Here is a 19,657-nt window from a genome sequence, read left to right as displayed (position 1 = left end):
ATGAAAAAAAGATTTGCCGCAGCAACTCATTCTTATTCAACTAAACTGCTCGTTAGTGCAATAAAAAAGCCTTACTCCTTATTGAAGTAAAGCACCTGTTAGTTCAACAAGCACCTTCTCTTCTAGTTGTATTATGTTCGTTTTGTCCAATAACTCATTTTCATTTCGCCGACAAAGTTCACATATTCTTTCCTTCGGTTCTCGAAGAATGGAAAAGGAAGGTTTTCGAATCAAAAACGTATCTTTTTGAAAGAAGTTAATCATTATTTCTAATAGAATTTCATGCCAATCTTCTTCTAAATATTTATACAATAATCCAATATTACTACTTTAGAGATAAAGGCTAAAGGAAAATAGAAGGATTTACTTTCCTCTTTCGTCTCTTAAAATACATAGTAGGAGGTTGAGCAGCATGTTATTGCATCAAATATTGAATGGAATGCTTCTTTCGATAAAAATAGGAACATGTAGAAGTATAATGGAAACATGTAGTTTAAGTTAAGGAGGGTTGATAAAGTTGGGGGAATTTCTAAATTTTTCATATAAGGATTTTAGGTACAAACTTTATGTTCCGAGCGAATATCAAGCGGAAAAAGATACTCCTTTGATAGTGATGCTTCATGGATGTGAACAAGATCCGGATGATTTTGCTGCTGGAACAAATATGAACGAGCTTGCTGAAAAAGAAAACTTTCTCGTACTCTATCCTGACATGAATCACCTGTTTAATCCTTCGAATCCAGCTGCTTATAACCCTTTTGGCTGCTGGAACTGGTTTTTGGATAAAAATCAGCACCGTGGAGAGGGACATCCCAAGTTAATTAATGCGATCATTAATCAGATTAAAGGTACATACCGCATTGATTCAAGTAAGGTGTACGCGGTTGGCTTATCTGCAGGTGCGGCACTTGCTTGCATTCTTGGAGTTACCTATCCAGATGTATTTAACGGTATCGGAGTGTGTGCGGGACTTCCCTATGATGCTGCGAATGTATTTTTTCTAACCGATCCAATGGCTAAGGCTGCTAAAGAAAGCATGCAAAAAGGCGTTTCGGACCCCTATGTATGTGGTAACAGCGCCTTTCAGGAAATGGGAAAGTTCAAGAAGAAAATGCCTGTTATTGTTTTCCATGGTATCTGCGATACAGTTGTACATCCCATTAATGGACAACAGGTTATCATACAGTGGGCACAAACTAATTTTCTTGTAGAAGGTGGTACAGGAAGAGCTGATATTACACCTCACCAGGTCAAATCAGACCTTATCAATGGAAAAAGTTGTACTAAACATGTATACGGTGATGGGGGCGGTGAACTTTTAATGGAACTATGGATGATCGATCAAATGGGGCACGCATGGTCTGGCGGGAGCTCAAATGGTTCATATACCGACCCATTAGGGCCAAATGCAACAGAAATCATTTGGAATTTTTTCACCAAACATCATCAGCACACTGTTGAAAATCTGGTTGAAAATCTGGTCGAAACACCTAAAAAGAACTTTTTTCGTGACCTTTTTACAAAGCTTTTTAAGAAAAGAGGATAAAACTATTCATCTTATTCTCTTAGGTCCACCTACTCCAACCACATCCTCGAATGCCACCCGATAAAACTCGTAAGGCTTTACTGCTTCACGAAGTTGATGAGTAATTGGAACAACGTAATGAAATCAAACGTTGCATATCGAATGCTAAATGTAAAAAAGACGCAGGTTGCCATTTAATTTTACCGAGGTCCCGTATGAACATTTCAATCACCTCTTCGATTTTCATTATATACGAACTAACGTTCTGTTAATAAAAAGGACCCGTTTAGGTCCAATTAATGGCTTTCTTCAACTAAAGCACCCGTTAGCCATCCATGCAGCACAAAATCAGTGCCGCACCACAAAGAATGAAAATGGTTAGGAAGTGTCAATACTGTTACTAACCTTAATCCAGTTAACCCTAATCCATAAACTTATTAATTATCGCTCTCCTCTTTTTTTTAACGATTGAGCAGGGTCTTCTTAAGTATTGTCATTTTTCTAATCTGGAAGAAAGTTATTTTCATGGTAGTTGAAGAAGAATTACCTTATGTTCAATGCCTCGTTTAAGACTAATTTGGAAAACTCGTGGTCATTAATTATAAATGATTGGACAGTTGCCGTTTCTCATTCATACCTTGAATAATAGTATATTATTGAATTTATTAAAAGGAGGTGAGTATGTGCCTGATTTACACGAACACGAACACCCTCACCACCACCACCACCACCACCATCATCACCACGACTGTTTTCAATATACAGCTCTTGGAAATTCCATTGCATTTGGAGAAGGCGCTTCATTTAACGTCAATGATACTGAACAACACGGATACGGATACGTTTACTACTTTCGGGACTTTTTGGAGACGATTTTCCCATGTGTGAAATTGATTAATCTTGCCGAACCTGGTTTCACTAGAAGTGATTTACTTCACCAGCTGCAAACAGATATGGACGCTCGAGAAGCAGTAAAAAAAGCTGATTTAATCACCATTAGTATTGGTGGTGGCGATTTATTAGATTGCATTTTTCCTTCCCCCTCTCCTGATCTAGTCGCCTGTTTGCAAAATGCGCTTGCAAATTTTGCTCGAAACTGCCCACTGATTATGAAGGAAATTAGAAGAAGTATTCGATCCCATGCTGAAATATTCGTAATGACCGTTTACAACCCTTTCATAGGTGGCACCCCATTTTTTAACACGGCAGAGCCCTTTATTCAGGGAATTAATGCTGTGATTAAAGCAAACGGTTCCACTTTTCATTATAATGTGGTTGATGTTCATGAAGATTTTCTGGGACAATTCACTAACACCACGCAACCGAAGGTTTGTATTTGGACACATTCCTGTCTAGCGCTTGATCCACATCCTACCGACGCAGGTCATTTAGAAATTGCACGCTTGCATGAATTATCATTCCTTAAAAATCATCCGGACAAGCTGCGCCATGACGATGATGATGATGAAAGCAGCGATGAAAGTAGTGAATAAAGGTTTAAATGATTAGCATGAGAAGACCGTTCCTTATTTCTATGGAGCGGTCTTACTTTCGACGGGTTTACCCAAATGCCGCTCCTTCGTTAGAGCAACGTACTAATACTAAGCAATACTCCTTGGAAACGCGAATAAGGACATCAATTGCTCAATCATAAAAACTAAAATATATGATAATGTTTTTTATTATTCTTATTAAAATTGCCTCTTGTTGAAAGTATAGTACCCAAATAATACAATCCATGGTAAACAAAAAACAAAAATAATATAAATTAACATATTTTGGTTATTTTCCTTTTTATTTTTTTATCTTTACCTTATTTATCTTTGTTTAAGCTTCATCAACTAAACTGCGACGTTAGTGCAGTAAGAAAAAAGCCACCAAAATTGCAGCTTGATCTGTAACTCTTGCACCCGTTAGCCATCCATGAAGCGCAAAAATCGGTGCTTCACCACTGAGAATGAAAATTGTTCAAGCAGTCTATACTGTTTTAATGCTGGCGAAGAAGGTCTTTGAACTATGGTGCCTTTGAGCCCATCCGTTAGTCTGACTCCAACGACCACGGTGTACCACCGACTGTCGCGCCCTTTAGGGGTAGCACTCATGGGAGATTAATCCTTTTTCTGGTTGTTGCGCCAGCTTTTCCATATTTTATTTTAAGTAGAAAGGTAATACTATTCGATACAGCCACTCCCGTAAATAATCCTTCAAGAGGCTCAGCCTTTTTTAAAAACTGGTTTTTCTGGGTCTGTTTTTTCATGCCCTTCTTCAGTTTATATTTTCATGGGAGTTTAAGTACAAAATTTCACAATCTATACCTATGCTTGATTTAGAAACCATACCTATTTGTTTATTCCCCTCCAAATCAATGAAGTAATTAAAAGTATTACACCAACCGAAGCACCAATTATCTGGTCTAATAGAAGTTCACCAGTTCTGATATAACGAATAATAAAAGTTCCTCCGAAAATCACAATTATAATAATGGCTAACTGTAAAAGATAAGAGTTTATTTTCATCACTTCACCCCTCTTTTACTTTACCATAAATTTACACACACTTTCACTAGTCGAGTAGAAAGGAACCTCTCTACCATACGGTAGATTGTGTTCCTCCCCCTCACAGAACCGTGCTTGAGTCTGTCTAACAATTAATAATAATTTTTATGTGTAAGAAGAAATCTGATATTAATGTCGAATACCTTTAAGAAAGGGGATGTTAATATGGCATTTATTCTTGGTGAAGATAGAAAACAAATCACTTTATTACCATATACTTTAGAGGATTATGTTAGTGAAGATAATCCAGTAAGAGTAATTGATGCATATATAGATAGTTTAAATTTAGAGGACCTAGGATTTGTTGTTTATTCTGGTAACAGTGCTGGTCAAAAACCTTACAGGAGACAAGATCTCCTTAAATTATATATATATTGTTATATGAATAAAATCCGGTCATCACGTATGATGGAGACCGAGGCAACTAGAAACATTGAATTAATGTGGTTGATTGGGAAAATAAAACCTGATCATGGTACCTTATCTTCATTTATGAAAATTAACAAAAATGCCATTAAGCAGTTGTTTAAAGAATTTATACTTATGTTAAAAGGGTTTGGTCTTATTGACGGTACCCTTGTAGCTATTGATGGAACAAAGATAAAAGCAAGTAGTGCAAAAAATAAACATTATAATGAAAATATTATTAAAGAGAAATTAGAATACTATGAAGCGAAAATTGAGGAATATATCAATAACGTTTTAGAAACAACTGAAAATGAAAGTATGAAACAAAAAATAACTGAAAAAATATCGTGCTATAAAGAAAGAATACAGCAGCTGAATGCCATTAAAGAAGAGCTCAAAGAACAAGGAAAGAAACAAGTTTGTTTAACTGATTCAGATGCAAAATCGATGAAGAACAACGGGAAATTTGAAGTTTGCTTTAATGTTCAAGCAATTGTAGACAATAAAAATAAATTATTTGTAGACTACGAAGTAGTAAATGATGTTAATGATCAAGGGCAATTATCAAACATGATTAAAAAAGCAAAGGAAGTATTTGAGGATCAAAATATTACAGCTTTAGCAGATACAGGTTATTTTAATATGTCTGAAATAACAGACGTGGTTGATGAACAGACCGAAATACTAATTAAGCCCCAAAAAGGAAAACAACAAAAGGTTGAAAACGGGTTTGATAAATCAAATTTCAAGTATGATCAAATAAATGATGTTTTTATTTGCCCGATGGGCTACTGTTTAAATTTTAAATGGAATGGGAAGCAAAACGGTAAAGATTTCAAACGTTATACGTGTGTAAACTATAATGAATGTGGGAAAAAGGAGTTGTGTACTTCAGCAAAAGGCGGGAGATCTGTAGTTAGATTTAAAGATGAAGAAATCATTAACCAGGTAACTGAAAATACAATTAAAAAGGATAATATCTACAAGAAAAGGGGTTCAATAATAGAGCACCTATTTGGAACCATTAAACGACATTTTGGTTATACATATTTTTTAACAAGAGGGCTTGAATCAGTAAACACTGAGGTAAGCTTTATTTGTCTTGCTTATAATTTTAAAAGACTGATAAATATTTTCGGAGTAAAGGAATTAATAAGAAAAATCAGAGGGGGCTTTGCCCCCTTTTTATATGATTTTTGTGATTTTATTTATTTTTGTCAAAAATATTCTTGAATTTATTCAAACTTTATCAAAACAGAAACAATTGTTAGACAGACTCGCTTGCGCTATTAACGCACACGGCTCCTCCTAGTTACCATTCACAAAACCTTTCTAATCTCTTAGGATCAGATTTTGCTAATTCTGCTATCCTTACTAGTTTTGTCTCCATTTATTATTCCTACCTCTGTGTGTAGTAAATGGGTCCCTAGCAAGGGTGATAACTGGTAGCTAGCCTTTCCTCCATCGGCATTACCCAACTTCATTGGTACTACGCTGCTATCCGACTCCCTACACCGGCATTTGGTTTCCTTACTTTTTATCGCTTGTACACCATACTCTTCTATCAAGAAAAGACCGGTAGGGTCTCCCGAGTTGCCGTATCATATCAATGTGTAACGTGCCAAGGTCTCTGACTCCAGAGAGGTAATATCCATCTTGCCTTAAACGAAGGATAAAATGTAGCTTTCTGCTGCAGGTAAAGCATCAGCCCTCTCGTTTTACTAACATTATGGAGCTCAATCCCTTCAACCAATTGGCTTTCGGCCCGCCACCTAACTGTCTACGCTTAAAGACTAAAGTTACCTTTAGCCCTCCAAGACTCGCTACGAGCGAATGGCTAGTTCTTACTCGACGGGAATCCCACCCGCTATATGATACGACCTAGGCTCGGCCGCACACCTGCCCCTCTAGTGGAATAACAAAAAAAGGCTATCTTAGCAGCCAAATATTGTTGAACTCAAGCACCCTTTAGTTTAAGTAGATTATTTCAAAAGAAACTCTTGAACGTGTCTTTGCGGATGCAAAAGAAAAGCATGGTATGCGTTGGACACCCTTTAGAGACCTAAAAAAAAATTTTCCATGCAAGCGATGCTTACTTTTGCTGCCATGAATTTAATGTGTAAAGTAGTTTTCCTTTTTGAACCAATGATTGAAAATCCTTAGTATATTCAACCAAGTCTCCCCACCCCATCAAATCCTCGTCTGAAATCTTCCAAGTATGGTTTGCTGAGTCTTGTCGAATAGCAGCAAAATCATATCGATCTGTTGAATAGATGCTAAAGCCTTCTTTTTTGCATTGATCGATAAAAAAGTAATCCTCCGCACGATTTACTTTTTCAAAACGGACATAATAAAACACATTTTTTCTAAACATCAAAGTTGCACCAGCTACTGTATCGGACATTGAATTTTCGATTCCTGGAACATGAATTAAAGCATTTTTATTTTTGAAGTATATATAAATAGAGCTTTTTCCAACAATGGAGATATTGGGATCCTCAAAGACGGACATTGCATTTGCAATATAATCAGGTCCGTAATAATCATCATCGTCAAATTTGGCTATAATATCATAATTTGAGTTCAAGACCCCAAAATTTAAACAATCACCTAAAGCAGCCTTTTCATGAAGTTGATAAACCCGAACATTCGGATATTTCTTTGCCTTCTTAATCCATTTATCAATGTCCATGGAATCTTTATTCAATATAATAAATAATTCTTTTTCCCTCCATGTTTGCTGTTGATAATTCTTAAAAACATTATCCATACATTCATCTCTTATGGTGCAAGTAATAATAGAGACCATTTTTTCACCCCTCTCTTATGAATTGATAACAGTAGCTAAAAATTTTGTTAGGTTCGGAAACCTTTCAAGTTTTTGTATTTGTTGCATATCTCTTTGCAACTCTTTTTTTGCTTCTGAACTGAATCCTGCCGCACCTATTATATTAAAATGTCGTATATCGACTTCTAGCATCAGAATAATCGTTTCTAGGATATAGATAAATTTTTCCGAGAAAACTTGAAATTGCTCTGGATTAGATTTTAGAAGCGATTTATACTCCTTTAAGATGTTATTCATCGTGTTCAAATCTGTCATCCTAGCGAGTTCTAATGCCAAAATTAACACATCGACATCATGATGTTTTATTGTGAATAAGCCGAAGTTTCCAACCGCCTCTTTCCACTTTCTTTCCTCGACAGGATGTTCTTGGTGGTATGTGGGCATTTTATTACTCACTACGTATTTGACGCCCATTTTATATAACCTGTATCCTAATTCCCAATCTTCATAACCGTAATTAAAAAATTCTTCATCAAACAATCCTGCCTGGGTGATAAGCTCCTTTTTGATAGAGATATTCCCTGTTAGAAATGCCATCCATGGAAACATGAACCCTTCTAACTTTACATTGTAATTACTAATTATTTCTTCGAACCATGGGTACGCACTATACGATATATCTTTGAAGTGCCCCTGTACTATATCGTCTTTATTAATCAGTGGATATGGGGTTTCGATAGGATGTTTAGAATTTTTGAATCTCTTATATATTTGTTGATTCTCTTTTGTTAACTTTTCGATTTTATTCGTGAATTGGTCGGAAAATTCGGGGAAAATACAAGAATATAGAGCTTTTGAATGCATCGTGCCTGTCACAATCAGATTATCGGTTATATGGTGATAGTTATAGTGATTTTGTACAAACTCAGGTTCAGTAATCATTTCAGCATCAAGGAAAATAAGAATCCTGCCGCTTGCTGATTCGATACCTAAATTTCTAACCATGGCTCTTCCGAGTTTTTGTGTGCTGTGAATATATTTAAAAATATAGGGAGGATGATAGTTTTTTAATTTTTCTTCTGTTTCATCAGTAGATGCATCATTAATAAAAATTACTTCCATCTTCTTAACGTTAAAGGATTGATTTTCAAGTGAATAAAGGGTAAATAAATTTAACGGATACTTATTTCGGGAAGGTATTATAATACTTACTTCAATATCATCGTTCGTTTCATTATTGGAGATCTTTTTATTCGCAGTAGATTGATGTTTTACATAACGCATGTTTTCACTCCCTTTACAATAAACCTGTCCATTTGGTCTTTATAGAATATGAGTGACATTTATAACTGACTAAACTACTACCTATTTTAAAAGATTAAATGCACTTTTTTAGTTAATTGGTGAATTCAAATATTACAAGAAAAAAGAGCCCGAAAGCTCTTTTATAGATGTCTAATAAAGGTAAACTAACCTGCCACTTTAGTTTAACAAGAAAAAAGAGCCGCAGATACGACTCTTTGTTAAACCCAAGCACCCATTAGTGTAAGTGAGTAAATGCATAAACACTAAAACAAAAACAAATAAAGGCAAATATAAATAACAATGTTTTGGTAACCTGATATGGCAACAGTCTCAAAAAGATGACAACGAATAAAGCGATGATGGCACCGATGATTGAATCAGCTCCAGAACTATCTATACCATCGTTTTCGTGTCTTTTTTTATTATAGGCGAATCCACCATATAACGCTACAAAACCAATCAAAACAGACATTGCACCCAATATATCCATGGTCTCACCCTATTAATAGCGATACCTTATTTAATAGCTTAATTATACCTAACATAATGTTTTTTGTAACTTGGAGAATTTCACCTTTTTTCAACTAAACTGCCTCGTTAGTGGAACAAGGAAAGCGACTGCCCTTATTGAACAATCGCTACCCTATAGTTTAAGTAGAAACCTTCACAATCTCTTATACATTTTAACATAATCCAATCCCTTAAATGTATTGTTCTAGAATCTAACTCATTACAAAAAGACGCCTTCATATTAAAGAATAGCGCCCGATTGTTGAAGATTATTGCTTAAACCTTTTTCAAGATAAGCACCCGATTGAGGAATATTTTCTAAGAATCCGCCCGTCTTTTTATATTAAATCCCAAATCTCTTTTGTAGTGATATGAAAAAGTTTTACTTTTTATCTTCCACCTTCAAAAAATGTCTTCATTTGCGTTAGTCATGTGTCTATCGACTTTAGATGAGTTTTTTATTTTTTCTTGCTCCTGGTGTAGAACTCCATCACGGTTTGCGGGGAATGCAAATTCCGTATCAATACTAGCTCTTGTTCTTCTTTACAATATCAGTGTTACTCCTCCTTATCACTTTGATTTTCACCTTAACTATGAACCCTGTACGAAAAGCCCACCACCGATTAAGGTGATGAGCAAGATGAAACGAGATTCTTTTTTTACATATACAATTATTGAGCTGTATAGCCACCATCAACAGTTAAGCTATTCCCAGTCATGAATGAGGAATCGTCACTTGCCATGAATAGTACAGCTTTTGCCATTTCTTCTGCTTGGCCAAGACGCTTCATCGGAGTCATCGCAGCTAATGCTTGTTTACTTTCTTCTGGAATAATTGGGGTATCAATGAAACCAGGGCATAATGAATTAATACGAATATTTTGTTCTGCATATTCAAGTGCAAGTGAACGTGTTAAGTTAATCACGCCGCCTTTTGCTGCGTTATAGGCTGCTGAACCAGGTGAACCAACCCAGCCGTACATAGATGCTGTATTCACTATTGTACCGCCGCCCGTTTTTAACATTTCACGGATTGCTTCCCGTGCTACTAAGAATACACCATCTAAATCAACATTTACGGTGTTCCGCCACTCAGAGTACTCTAAATCATGTGAAGAATGAACACGACCGATACCTGCATTGTTGAACACAACATCCACTTTACCAAAAGCTTCAACTGCTTGTTTAAAGACACCGGCTACATCTTCTTCACTAGTAATATTTGCTTTTACAAATAGAGCTTCGGCATTTAGAGATTTCAATTCTTCTTCAAATGCTTTCCCTTTTTCTTCATTTAAATCAACAAGAACCACTTTGGCTCCTTCCGATACGAATAAACGTGCTGTTGCTGCACCGATACCGGATGCTCCACCAGTAATCACGGCTACTTTATCTTGTAATTTTCCCATAATCGATTCCTCCCGTATAATAAATTCAAGCTAATATCACACCTTAGCCAGAAAAGATACATAAATCTAACTTTTGTGCTATTTTGTTCACAATTTAATTGTACTATTTTGTTCATATTTAACAACCATTAAGATATCATTAAGTGTCTAATGAGTAGACACTTAGAACTACACTGTCTATTTTCGGGAGGATTCTTTTGATGAATGATCAACAAAGCATGACATCGCAACGTAGAAATCGTACAAAAGAACATTTAAAGTTAGCACTAATCGAACTTATAAAGGAGAAAGGTTACCATTCTGTTTCAATAAAAGACATTGTAAGCTATGCTGCTTATAATCGTAGTACCTTTTATGTTCATTACCAAGATAAAATTGAACTTGCTAAAGATTTACTCGACTCCATGCTTCAAGGGTTAGAAGATTCAGTAGGAAAACCCTATGTACCTGGACATAAAGTATATTCAGCAAAGCTAAATGCACCTTCCTTTAATATTATTTCCTACATATATGGACACCGAAATTTTTTTGAGCTGATTAAATACGAAGACACATTACCAGAATTACATACTAGATTCCCTCAAACCATCTTAAAAATTTATCAAGAACAGTTTATATTTGAAACGATCAACAACATCCCAGTCAACATGGATTATTTTAAACGTTATACAGCCTATGGCTTTTACGGACTGCTTCTGAATTGGATTACAAATGATTTCAAAGAAACCCAAGATGAATTTATCCAAGAAGTGATTGAGCTAACGAAAACGCATATTTACTCTTTTGAGTATATTAGAGAATAACATATCTATCGCACCAATCACTCATTCATAGAAAAAATCTTCAGTGCTTCCTCCCAGCTAAAAAGCCCATTACCGATTAGGCTAATGAGCTTTTTTCTTGGATATATATATTTTTTTATATAAAAACCTCACATTTACTTATGATACGGTTGCCCACTATTAATGCGAAACTAAATCCTCAACAATATGGCCCGATTGCTGATCAAAGATCAAACAGGACTCTTCCACTAAACTACTCCTTTAGTTGAACAAGAAAAAAGCCTTACTCTTTATTGAAGTAAAGCACCCGTTAGTTGAACAAGCACTATATTAACTCACCGTACATTTCATATGTCCCTAAAAATTCCTGTATTTCTTTTTTCACACTTTGCATATCTTCATATCCATCCACAGCCATTTCATAGTCTGCGTCTAATCCATTTATTTTTGAAAATATTTCATCTTCAATATTTCGTTCCCAAGCTAATCTATACATCAAAGTAACCACATGATGAATTTCGATTTCTTTTTTCTCAAATGATTTGTACAGAAGACCTAATATAACTTTTGATGCAGTTTCTATGTGATTTCCTCTTGTTATTTCATTTAAAAGGCTGATAACGTCATCGATCTTTTTATTACTCGATAACGAAACTTCGTACAATTGATTAGGAATTTCAGAAGAGTCCAATTGTAATATCATTAAATCAACCCATTCAACTACTTTAGGAAGTTTAAAATACCCTATTCCCAATCCAAGTTGATATACAGCCACCTTCCCCGACAAGTTCAGCATTTTTTTACTCCACCGTTCACTAAATAATTTGTTTTAATTTTAGCATATTTTACTTCAACTAACCTGCCACGTTAGCTTAATAAGAAAAGGAGCTGCCGCAACAACTCCTTTGTTTAACTCTTGCACCCGATCCTTTAAATACGTTCTTTTCAATCCCTTCTTCACCTCTTCAGTTCTCTTAAATAATGTACTCACCTTAACCGAGTAATAAGTATAAAAAATGGAAAGCACTACAAGGGTTCTTATCCACCAATTCAAAGTAAATAAATTATTTGAATAACTAAACCATCATATGACTAATCTTTAAAGGAAATGGAGAACTTAATCTTGTTAATTAAATTCACGGAGGGAATACACCATGAAAAAGAGCCTAATCTTAATTGCAATCCTTATATTTAGCCTTGAATTAACAGGGTGTGCCAGATATAACGTAAATAAAAATGATCTTGTAAATCGTGATCAAAATGTAACAAGGAACAACATCGACAACGTCAGGGACAATAATGATTCCAGAATGAGAGTTGCTGATGATGCTGCTAAAAAAGTAACCGACCTGAAAGAAGTGGACACGGCAAATGTCATTGTTACAGAAAATAATGCATACGTAGCCGTAAAGCTCTCACCTACATCCCAAAATGAGGATACTAATAGTATTGAACATAAGATTTCACAAAGAGTGAAATCCACTGATCGAGATATTGATAATGTATATGTATCGGAAAACCCTGACTTTTATGATCGCATGAACAAATATGCCTCTGATATTCGTAATGGTAGACCAATCTCAGGTTTCTTTAATGAGTTTACTGAAACAATTCGTAGAGTATTCCCTAAAGCCAAATAAGGTGAATAAAAAATGCTTGGTAATATGCTAAGCATTTTTTTATGATGTTCTTAGGATTAATTATCCACCATTAGATTTGTTATGATGTTGAATAAGGTCTTGACATAAATAGCTAGAGAAAAAAGTTATTAATTTATACTTTATTAAGTTCTTTTTAAGGTTACTTTCTTGGAACTATAAGTGGAATGACATTCATTTTGACATAGCAATTGATGTACATAAAAGCAAAACTCGCCACAGTATTGGCGAGTTCTCTTCTTTATGGGGGTTTAACTCCCTTGATCAACTAAAGCACCCGTTTGTTTAAGTATATTACTTCACATAATTGTGTACAATATGTCCTGTCAATAAAGCAAGTAGCCGTAAATTAATACCTATAAAAGCTAATAAAAAAGTGCAAAATAAATTGGTTTTTATCATGGCTTTGATAGGGTTAAAAAAATTATTTTGGAGGCATAGCAATGATTAAAAAAATCGTAGAACTGGATGTATCGAATCTTTGGACCCCCTATCTCACCAACACGATGGCACGGTGCGTTAATTCCTATGCTTTAAAAACCATTATGGATTCCGACATCTATTCCATTTTTGAAAAAGCACAACAACTGTCCAATCATCTCCTTCAAATGATCACTGAGATTTTTCAAAAAGAACAGTTTCCGATTCCGCATGGATTTACGGAGAAAGATGTCCATCTTGATGCTCCTCGCTTATTTTCTGATGAATTTTGGCTGTTTTATCTTCACGGAATGACTACCCATGGATTAACCGCTTATTCACTCGGAATGACCATATCTCACAGGCTGGACGTACGAAGATTTTATTTAGAAGCATTCAAAGGCGCTTCTGAGATATATGATACGACCTTAGACATGTTAAAATCTAAGGGACTATCGGATCGGGTTCCTACCATCTCCTTGCCAGAAGAAGCGGAATTTGCTAAAAAACAAAGTTTTCTTGCCGGTTGGTTAGGGGACCATCGACCCTTGAACGTTATTGAAATCAGCAGTCTTTATTTTAATTTACAGAAGAGTACACTCGCAAAAGATTTAATCTTAGGTTTTAGCCAAACTGCTGAGTCGAAAGAAATTCGGACATTTTTCCAACGGGTGGTGGAACAGACAGAAGAGCATCTTTCGATTTTTCGTTCAATCCTGCATGAGGACTTTATCAGTTCGTCGATTTCCTGGGATACCCATATCACCGATTCCGAGACAGCACCTTTTTCCGATAAATTAATGATTTTCCATTGTGCCTTTCTTATTCAATCTGCCATGGCATATTATGGAACTGCCTTGTCCGGTTCCATGCGGCGCGATCTAGGACTCAGATATGCTTCTGCAATTAAAAATGATATCAAACTCGCGGAAGACTGTGCGGAAATCATGATTGCTAATGAATGGTTCGAGAAACCACCGCATTCGGTTGATCGTAGAGAATTATCTAATTGATAAAGTTTCACTGAAAACCATCCTATATTGGGTTGGTTTTTATTATTGTTTTTCAACAAACCCGCTTCGTTAGCTCAATAACAAAAAGGATCGCCGCAGCAACCCCATTCTTCAACTTCGCACCCGTTAGTTCAATAAGAACTATTTACACTTTATTAAAGGTAGCTAACTTTCTCCTATTGGTGTAACTATCCCATCCATACTTATAGAATTTTTCTTTTTACGATATTCTTCTAACTCTGTTTCGCTTTTATTGGTAGCCCACTGTTTAAGAGTATCTCGTTCTCCAATGTATGAATAAAATGGTACACTAAATCCACAAGATGTTTTTACTGTTTCGATCTTTGCATAAATAATTTGCCTTGCACCAGGTAGGATTTCAAAATGATTAGCCATGTCATCCCATTCAGGTGTACCTGGTAATACTACTTTACCACTTCCATAAAGACGTAATATTTCAGGAGGACCTTCAAAAGCTAAGAACATAAAAGTAATTCTACCGTTTTCTTTTAGATGTGCACTTGTTTCATTTCCACTACCAGCTAAATCTAAATAAGCGACCTCCGTAGGTGAAAAAATACGCAGTACATCATGACCTTTTGGGGAAATGTTGACATGACCGTCTGCTGATAGAGGTGCTGAACCAACAAAAAAAATTCGTTGCTTCCTAATAAATTCTTCGTGAATTGGAAGTATTGATGAATAAACTGTTCCCATAAAATATTCCTCCTTGTTCAAAATAAAAAGCCTACATCTCATAAGAGACGATAGGCTTTACCTTCGTGGTACCACTCTTGTTGATTTGCTAATACAAATCCACTTTATAACTGATTACGGATGTCAACCGTTAAGACCTACATATCAGTCTTACCACTCGTGGGCGAGTTGGGGAATTTATCGACTGTCTTTCACCAACCGACAGTTCTCTACTCAATAAACATTCCTTAATACTCCCAGTCATTATGTTTTAACATTTTAAATTTTCTCAATTCTATACTGTGATATTAAATTAGACAACCTATTTTTTACCATTTTCTTCTACAACTAACCTGCCCTATTAGCTGAATAAGAATAAGCCACCAAGAATTTTTGGCAGCTGGATCTTCAACTATAGCACCCGTTAGCCATCCATGAAGCGCAAAAATCATCGCTTCACAACAGAGAATGAAAATGGATCAGGCAGTCTATACTGTTTTAATGCTGGCGAAGAAGGTCTTTGAACTATGGTGCCTTTGAGCCCATCCGTTAGTCTGACTCCAACGACAACGGTGTACCACCGACTGTCGCGCCCATTTAGGGGTAGCACTTATGGGAGATTAATCCTTTTTCTGGTTGTTGCGCCAGCTTTCCTGATTTTATTTTAAATAGAAAGGTCTTACTATTTCGTTTTACCAGCTAACCTTATACTCTTTCTTCAAGTGGCTCAGCTTTTTTTAAAAACTGGTTTTTCTGGGTCTATTTTTTCATGCCCTTTTTTCATTTTTTATTTTCATGGGAGTTTAAGTGAAACCTTTCACAATTATTATATAACAACTTAAAAATAAACCAGTAATCTCTCTTCCAATTCTGTATTCCCAAATTTGATACTATGTTAATGGCTACAACAACGGAAAAAGGAGACGAGCACCCTGCTGCATTAACCTCTGTAAAGGAGAGCGCTGACATATATCCTCCATTTGTAAAGAGACAGAATCATGTAGGTCCCGCTCAAATTGTTCTGTAAGGTCTTTTGCCACGTCTTTACTGTAAAAAAATACACAAACTTCGTAATTTAAGCGAAAACTTCTCATATCATAGTTTGCTGCTCCTACTTCCGCTACTTCCCCATCAATAACCATCGACTTCGCGTGCAGCATGCCTTTGTTATATAGGTAGATATGAACCCCTGCTTCCAACAACTCTCCGTAATAAGTAAAACTTGCATGTTCTACGATTTTTTGATCCCCTTGACGAGGAACCATCAGTCTTACACGTACTCCACGTTCAACTGCTGTCTTAAGTCCCATAATAATATCTTGATCTGGTACAAAGTAGGGTGTGGTGATATCAACGGTCTTTGTGGCTTGTGTTATCCCGATAAAGTAAGCCTGCCTAATAACTGGCGTAGGAATACCAGGATTGCCTTCCACTGTCTGTACATAGGCTTGGTGCATCCCATTGGTCGGAACTTCATTCGCGTTTGTTTCTTCAATAGTCCCCAACTCGGTGCTCCATTCTGTCAACATGGTAAATGGGTTTGATAAGCTGGTTGTAGGAGTGATGGGGGAACCATCTTTTCCAGTTTTTGTTTTCATTCTAGATTTTGTATTTATTTGTTCTGGTGAAGCAATATTCCAATGGTCTTCGAAGATCATTTTCAAATCAGATGAAGCTTCACCCACTACTCTTACATGAGTGTCACGCCAGTGTCCTACATTTGGCTTTAATCCGGTATATTCATCCCCAATATTAATCCCACCGGTAAAAGCTTCCCTACCGTCGATTAGAACAATCTTACAATGATCCCGGTTATTCAAAGTTGAAAAAATCCAAAGGGGACGTAAAGGAAAAATAGTCCGACATTCTATTCCTGCATCCATCATCCGAAAAATCTGAGTTTTAGATAATTTTCTGCTCCCCCAACCGTCTCTTATAAAACGGATATTCACACCGTCCAATGACCGTTCAATCAGTAAGTCCGTAATACGCCTTCCAATTTGGTCATCTTTATATATGTAATATTCCAGGTCAATCGTTTTTTTTGCGTTCTGTATAGATTCCATTAGTATATCATAGGTTTTAATCCCATTTATGAGCACCTGTACATGACCAGTCCTCAATCCATCCACGGTCAAATGTTTCAATGCTTGTGCGATCACCTGAGCTGAACCGCCAAGGGAATCAGGAAGCGTGTCTGATTCGTTAGAAGTAGAAGTCGGCTTTTTACGGCGCTTCATACGTATGGGATTTGATGTAATTAAATAAAGCCCAAATCCAATTACAGGGAATATAAAACTAATGGTTATCCAATTTAAAGCCACTGCTGGTCGCCGTACCTCTCGAATCGCCATAATTATCATAAAAACAGTATTTAATAAATAAAGTCCAAAAATCCATCCCAAAATAAGCACCCTCTTTTACCTTTTAAAATGTGCAAATAGTAACAAGTTTATAACATATAACCCTGGGATTAACGAAAACAATTGGTACCCATGTTTTTCTCTTTTTTGATATTGAAGGGTTTCCAAATACCTCAATAAAAGTAACGCGTGGTCCTTTGTTTTATTGAAAACTTGGCTTGACATTAATGGTTGGAATTATTAAAAACAATGATATAAGCACAAGAAACGGGATAGGTAAACGCATATTCTTAATAGCAAAAAGAAATGAGGACTGTTTTTATGAATTCAGAAGTACAGGTTATGCCACAACAAATAGATATAACAAATACAGATGAACGAATTATAAGGAGACCAATTTTCATTAGACCGCCTTTTCTAAGACCTTTTTTTTGGAGACCTCCTATTTTCTGGAGACCTCCATTTTTTTGGAGACCCTATCTTGGAAACCCCTTTCTAGCAGGATTACTGGGTGGAGTATTGGGCGGTCTATTGGTTAGTACATTATATGGTCCTTATAGATATGTTTACTGGTATCCATATCCGCCATATCCATATTATCCGCCATACCTTATTTATTAATTTCTTATAAGTCATCCTTTGGGTGCTTTTTGGTGCTAATCAATATTGTATTAATTTCCTAGTAATATTTAGCGTACAATTTTATTAAGATATAAAATAAAATTTGCCCATTTTCTTTAACCATCCTTTTTTAGGATGGTTTTGCATTTTGTTAAAATTGGTAAATCACCCAATACATAGCAAATAAAAATTTCCAAATACTATTTTATTAATTCAAATTCACCTAAAAGAGGGATATTAAATGACTGTCATTAATCAAACATACTTGTTGAGTAAAATTTTCTTTTAAAGGAATCTATTTAACCATTTCAAGGAGAGATTGAGACTGTATTACTATCAATTTCCCGCAATTCCACCTATTTTGGTTAATTCCTTGTTCAACTATCCTGCCCCGTTAGCACAAGAAGAAAGGGGATCTCCGCAGCCGTCCCGTCTTTAACATAGCACCCGTTAGCTTAAGTACAATTTTTCACAAACTCGCTTAAACACACTTGGATTAGAAACACCCATTTTTATCATTTTAGGTATTCAATTAAATCATTTGTTCCAAATGCTTTTGCTTCTTCCTCAAGTACCTTTAATCTTTTGTAGTAATCAGGAAACTCGTTAAGATGAGCCAGTGCAATTTTTCCAGTAATAATAGGATCATCCCCAGTAACATTTGTTTGGCTGGATTGTTTTCCATGTTCAAGCTCAGTATTTACTCCCATCCAAAACTCATCTAAATCAAACTTGCTTTTATTAAAGTCAATGCCTAAAAGTAAAGCTATTGCTGCTGCTTCCTCTTTAGAAAAGCTTGTTTTAACGTTGTTTAAATTATTTGTTTGAATCCTATTTGGATATTTGTTAATTATATTTTTTTTTGTTGGATGAGTATAGTGCATACAATAGTCAGAACCACGTTCCTCAGCCAATGCATCTGCTTTAGTTACATGAACCGAACCCAATGGATGTTGTGGTGGAGCATATATTGAGTATAGTTTTAACGGAATATTACCTGTATTGGTTACATTGTGCCATGTTCCAGCCGGTATCATAATGGCAGAATCATCAAACAGCTGTCTTACAAAGTTTAAACTGTCTTTTCTTTTGCCCATTTGAACAAGCCCTTGCCCTTGTTCAATACGTAAGAATTGGTCAAGTTCAGGGTGAATTTCTAAACCAATATCTTCACCAACATTAAGACTCATTAATGTGACTTGCAAATGCTTCCCTGTCCATAAAGCAGTCCGAAAGGTTTTGTTTTGCTTTGTTGCCTCATTGATATTAACTACAAATGGTGATGGTCCATAATCTTTTAACTGAATTTTATTTCTTCCCTTTGATGATTGTAAAAAACCCACTCCATTAGCATCAATAGTCCAGTAATTGGGCTGTCTTAAATTGTTATACATTGGTACATTAACATAATAAGGACTTTTATATTGACATTGGTTTGAATATAAACAAGGTGCATAGTACATTTTTCTAAACCCCTTCATAGATTTATTAAATTATTCTATGCACTATTTAAGGGAATGTACTTATATTCATGGTGACCCCATTAAAGGAATTGAGCTTAGCCCTAAACATTTGCTGCATTCCGTTAGTGGAACAAGAAAAGC

At 35.7% G+C, this 19,657-nt stretch carries 15 protein-coding genes, 2 pseudogenes and 1 other annotated feature; of the genes and pseudogenes, 7 read left to right on the top strand and 10 right to left on the bottom strand.

Going from position 1 to position 19,657, the window contains the following annotated elements; genetic code table 11:
* Positions 1-78: 78 nt before the first annotated feature.
* Complete coding sequence (locus tag CCK98_RS15715; RefSeq protein ID WP_088087435.1) at positions 79-312, bottom strand: hypothetical protein; 234 nt, start codon at positions 310-312, stop codon at positions 79-81.
* 205 nt (positions 313-517) lie between these two features.
* On the opposite strand from CCK98_RS15715, the gene CCK98_RS15710 reads away from it, so the two are divergent.
* The 4 genes and pseudogenes from CCK98_RS15710 to CCK98_RS35435 form a co-directional block, all read left to right on the top strand.
* Positions 518-1,546 (top strand): PHB depolymerase family esterase, encoded by a 1,029-nt coding sequence (locus CCK98_RS15710; protein WP_179195820.1) that lies wholly within the window; start codon positions 518-520, stop codon positions 1,544-1,546.
* Between the two features lie 662 nt (positions 1,547-2,208).
* A complete protein-coding gene (locus tag CCK98_RS15705; protein ID WP_179195819.1) occupies positions 2,209-3,018 on the top strand; it encodes a GDSL-type esterase/lipase family protein in 810 nt (269 codons plus the stop codon).
* Positions 3,019-4,245: 1,227 nt separating this feature from the next.
* A complete protein-coding gene (locus CCK98_RS15700) occupies positions 4,246-5,721 on the top strand; it encodes an IS1182 family transposase (protein WP_218780162.1) in 1,476 nt (491 codons plus the stop codon).
* A gap of 757 nt (positions 5,722-6,478) precedes the next feature.
* Positions 6,479-6,651, top strand: a pseudogene (locus CCK98_RS35435) (transposase); the annotation flags it as partial.
* On the opposite strand, the gene CCK98_RS15685 reads toward CCK98_RS35435, so the two are convergent.
* The 4 genes from CCK98_RS15685 to CCK98_RS15670 form a co-directional block, all read right to left on the bottom strand.
* Positions 6,581-7,258, bottom strand: coding sequence for a glycosyltransferase (locus CCK98_RS15685; RefSeq protein ID WP_179195818.1), 678 nt, complete (start codon positions 7,256-7,258; stop codon positions 6,581-6,583). The pseudogene CCK98_RS35435 and the gene CCK98_RS15685 overlap by 71 nt on opposite strands.
* A 54-nt stretch (positions 7,259-7,312) precedes the next feature.
* Positions 7,313-8,560 (bottom strand): glycosyltransferase family 2 protein, encoded by a 1,248-nt coding sequence (locus CCK98_RS15680; RefSeq protein WP_088087430.1) that lies wholly within the window; start codon positions 8,558-8,560, stop codon positions 7,313-7,315.
* Positions 8,561-8,816: 256 nt separating this feature from the next.
* Entirely contained in the window at positions 8,817-9,071 is a 255-nt protein-coding gene (locus CCK98_RS15675) for a hypothetical protein (RefSeq protein ID WP_088087429.1), read from the bottom strand.
* 691 nt (positions 9,072-9,762) lie between these two features.
* Positions 9,763-10,500: an SDR family NAD(P)-dependent oxidoreductase gene (locus CCK98_RS15670; RefSeq protein ID WP_088087428.1), complete on the bottom strand. Its 738-nt coding sequence runs from the start codon at positions 10,498-10,500 to the stop codon at positions 9,763-9,765.
* Between the two features lie 200 nt (positions 10,501-10,700).
* Here CCK98_RS15670 and CCK98_RS15665 point away from each other — a divergent pair, with 200 nt between their 5' ends.
* Complete coding sequence (locus tag CCK98_RS15665; protein ID WP_088087427.1) at positions 10,701-11,303, top strand: TetR/AcrR family transcriptional regulator; 603 nt, start codon at positions 10,701-10,703, stop codon at positions 11,301-11,303.
* 304 nt (positions 11,304-11,607) lie between these two features.
* Here CCK98_RS15665 and CCK98_RS15660 read toward each other — a convergent pair whose 3' ends face one another.
* Positions 11,608-12,078, bottom strand: coding sequence for a hypothetical protein (locus CCK98_RS15660; RefSeq protein ID WP_088087426.1), 471 nt, complete (start codon positions 12,076-12,078; stop codon positions 11,608-11,610).
* 358 nt (positions 12,079-12,436) lie between these two features.
* Here CCK98_RS15660 and CCK98_RS15655 point away from each other — a divergent pair, with 358 nt between their 5' ends.
* Together CCK98_RS15655 and CCK98_RS15650 are read left to right on the top strand one after the other, a co-directional pair.
* Positions 12,437-12,922 carry a YhcN/YlaJ family sporulation lipoprotein gene (locus CCK98_RS15655; protein WP_088087425.1) on the top strand — a complete coding sequence of 162 codons (486 nt, stop codon included), beginning with the start codon at positions 12,437-12,439 and terminating at the stop codon, positions 12,920-12,922.
* Positions 12,923-13,383: 461 nt separating this feature from the next.
* Entirely contained in the window at positions 13,384-14,373 is a 990-nt protein-coding gene (locus CCK98_RS15650) for a DUF3231 family protein (protein ID WP_088087424.1), read from the top strand.
* 165 nt (positions 14,374-14,538) lie between these two features.
* Here CCK98_RS15650 and CCK98_RS15645 read toward each other — a convergent pair whose 3' ends face one another.
* The 4 genes and pseudogenes from CCK98_RS15645 to CCK98_RS15630 form a co-directional block, all read right to left on the bottom strand.
* Positions 14,539-15,090 carry a pyridoxamine 5'-phosphate oxidase family protein gene (locus CCK98_RS15645; RefSeq protein ID WP_088087423.1) on the bottom strand — a complete coding sequence of 184 codons (552 nt, stop codon included), beginning with the start codon at positions 15,088-15,090 and terminating at the stop codon, positions 14,539-14,541.
* A 40-nt stretch (positions 15,091-15,130) separates the two neighbouring features.
* Positions 15,131-15,343, bottom strand: a binding site (T-box leader).
* A gap of 628 nt (positions 15,344-15,971) precedes the next feature.
* The gene (locus CCK98_RS15640) at positions 15,972-17,474 is read right to left on the bottom strand and encodes a phospholipase D-like domain-containing protein (protein ID WP_088087422.1); all 1,503 of its coding nucleotides are present in this window, start codon (positions 17,472-17,474) and stop codon (positions 15,972-15,974) included.
* Positions 17,475-18,568: 1,094 nt separating this feature from the next.
* Entirely contained in the window at positions 18,569-18,937 is a 369-nt protein-coding gene (locus CCK98_RS36315; protein ID WP_256942557.1) for a DUF5661 family protein, read from the bottom strand.
* 12 nt (positions 18,938-18,949) lie between these two features.
* Positions 18,950-19,516 (bottom strand): annotated as a pseudogene (locus tag CCK98_RS15630) (cupin domain-containing protein); the annotation flags it as partial.
* Positions 19,517-19,657: the final 141 nt, after the last annotated feature.

Source organism: Bacillus sp. OV166 (genome assembly GCF_900177675.1).
Lineage (GTDB): Bacteria > Bacillota > Bacilli > Bacillales > Cytobacillaceae > Neobacillus.
This window is presented reverse-complemented; position numbering and strand designations above follow the sequence as displayed.

Bases quoted from the DNA above. Each gene is read 5' to 3' on its own strand.
- CCK98_RS15700 (WP_218780162.1), top strand. From the start codon at position 4,246: ATGGCATTTATTCTTGGTGAAGATAGAAAACAAATCACTTTATTACCA.
- CCK98_RS15675 (WP_088087429.1), bottom strand. From the start codon at position 9,071: ATGGATATATTGGGTGCAATGTCTGTTTTGATTGGTTTTGTAGCGTTA.
- CCK98_RS15650 (WP_088087424.1), top strand. From the start codon at position 13,384: ATGATTAAAAAAATCGTAGAACTGGATGTATCGAATCTTTGGACCCCC.
- CCK98_RS15655 (WP_088087425.1), top strand. From the start codon at position 12,437: ATGAAAAAGAGCCTAATCTTAATTGCAATCCTTATATTTAGCCTTGAA.
- CCK98_RS15685 (WP_179195818.1), bottom strand. From the start codon at position 7,258: ATGGATAATGTTTTTAAGAATTATCAACAGCAAACATGGAGGGAAAAA.
- CCK98_RS15660 (WP_088087426.1), bottom strand. From the start codon at position 12,078: ATGCTGAACTTGTCGGGGAAGGTGGCTGTATATCAACTTGGATTGGGA.
- CCK98_RS36315 (WP_256942557.1), bottom strand. From the start codon at position 18,937: ATGCACTATACTCATCCAACAAAAAAAAATATAATTAACAAATATCCA.
- CCK98_RS15670 (WP_088087428.1), bottom strand. From the start codon at position 10,500: ATGGGAAAATTACAAGATAAAGTAGCCGTGATTACTGGTGGAGCATCC.
- CCK98_RS15665 (WP_088087427.1), top strand. From the start codon at position 10,701: ATGAATGATCAACAAAGCATGACATCGCAACGTAGAAATCGTACAAAA.
- CCK98_RS15645 (WP_088087423.1), bottom strand. From the start codon at position 15,090: ATGGGAACAGTTTATTCATCAATACTTCCAATTCACGAAGAATTTATT.
- CCK98_RS15680 (WP_088087430.1), bottom strand. From the start codon at position 8,560: ATGCGTTATGTAAAACATCAATCTACTGCGAATAAAAAGATCTCCAAT.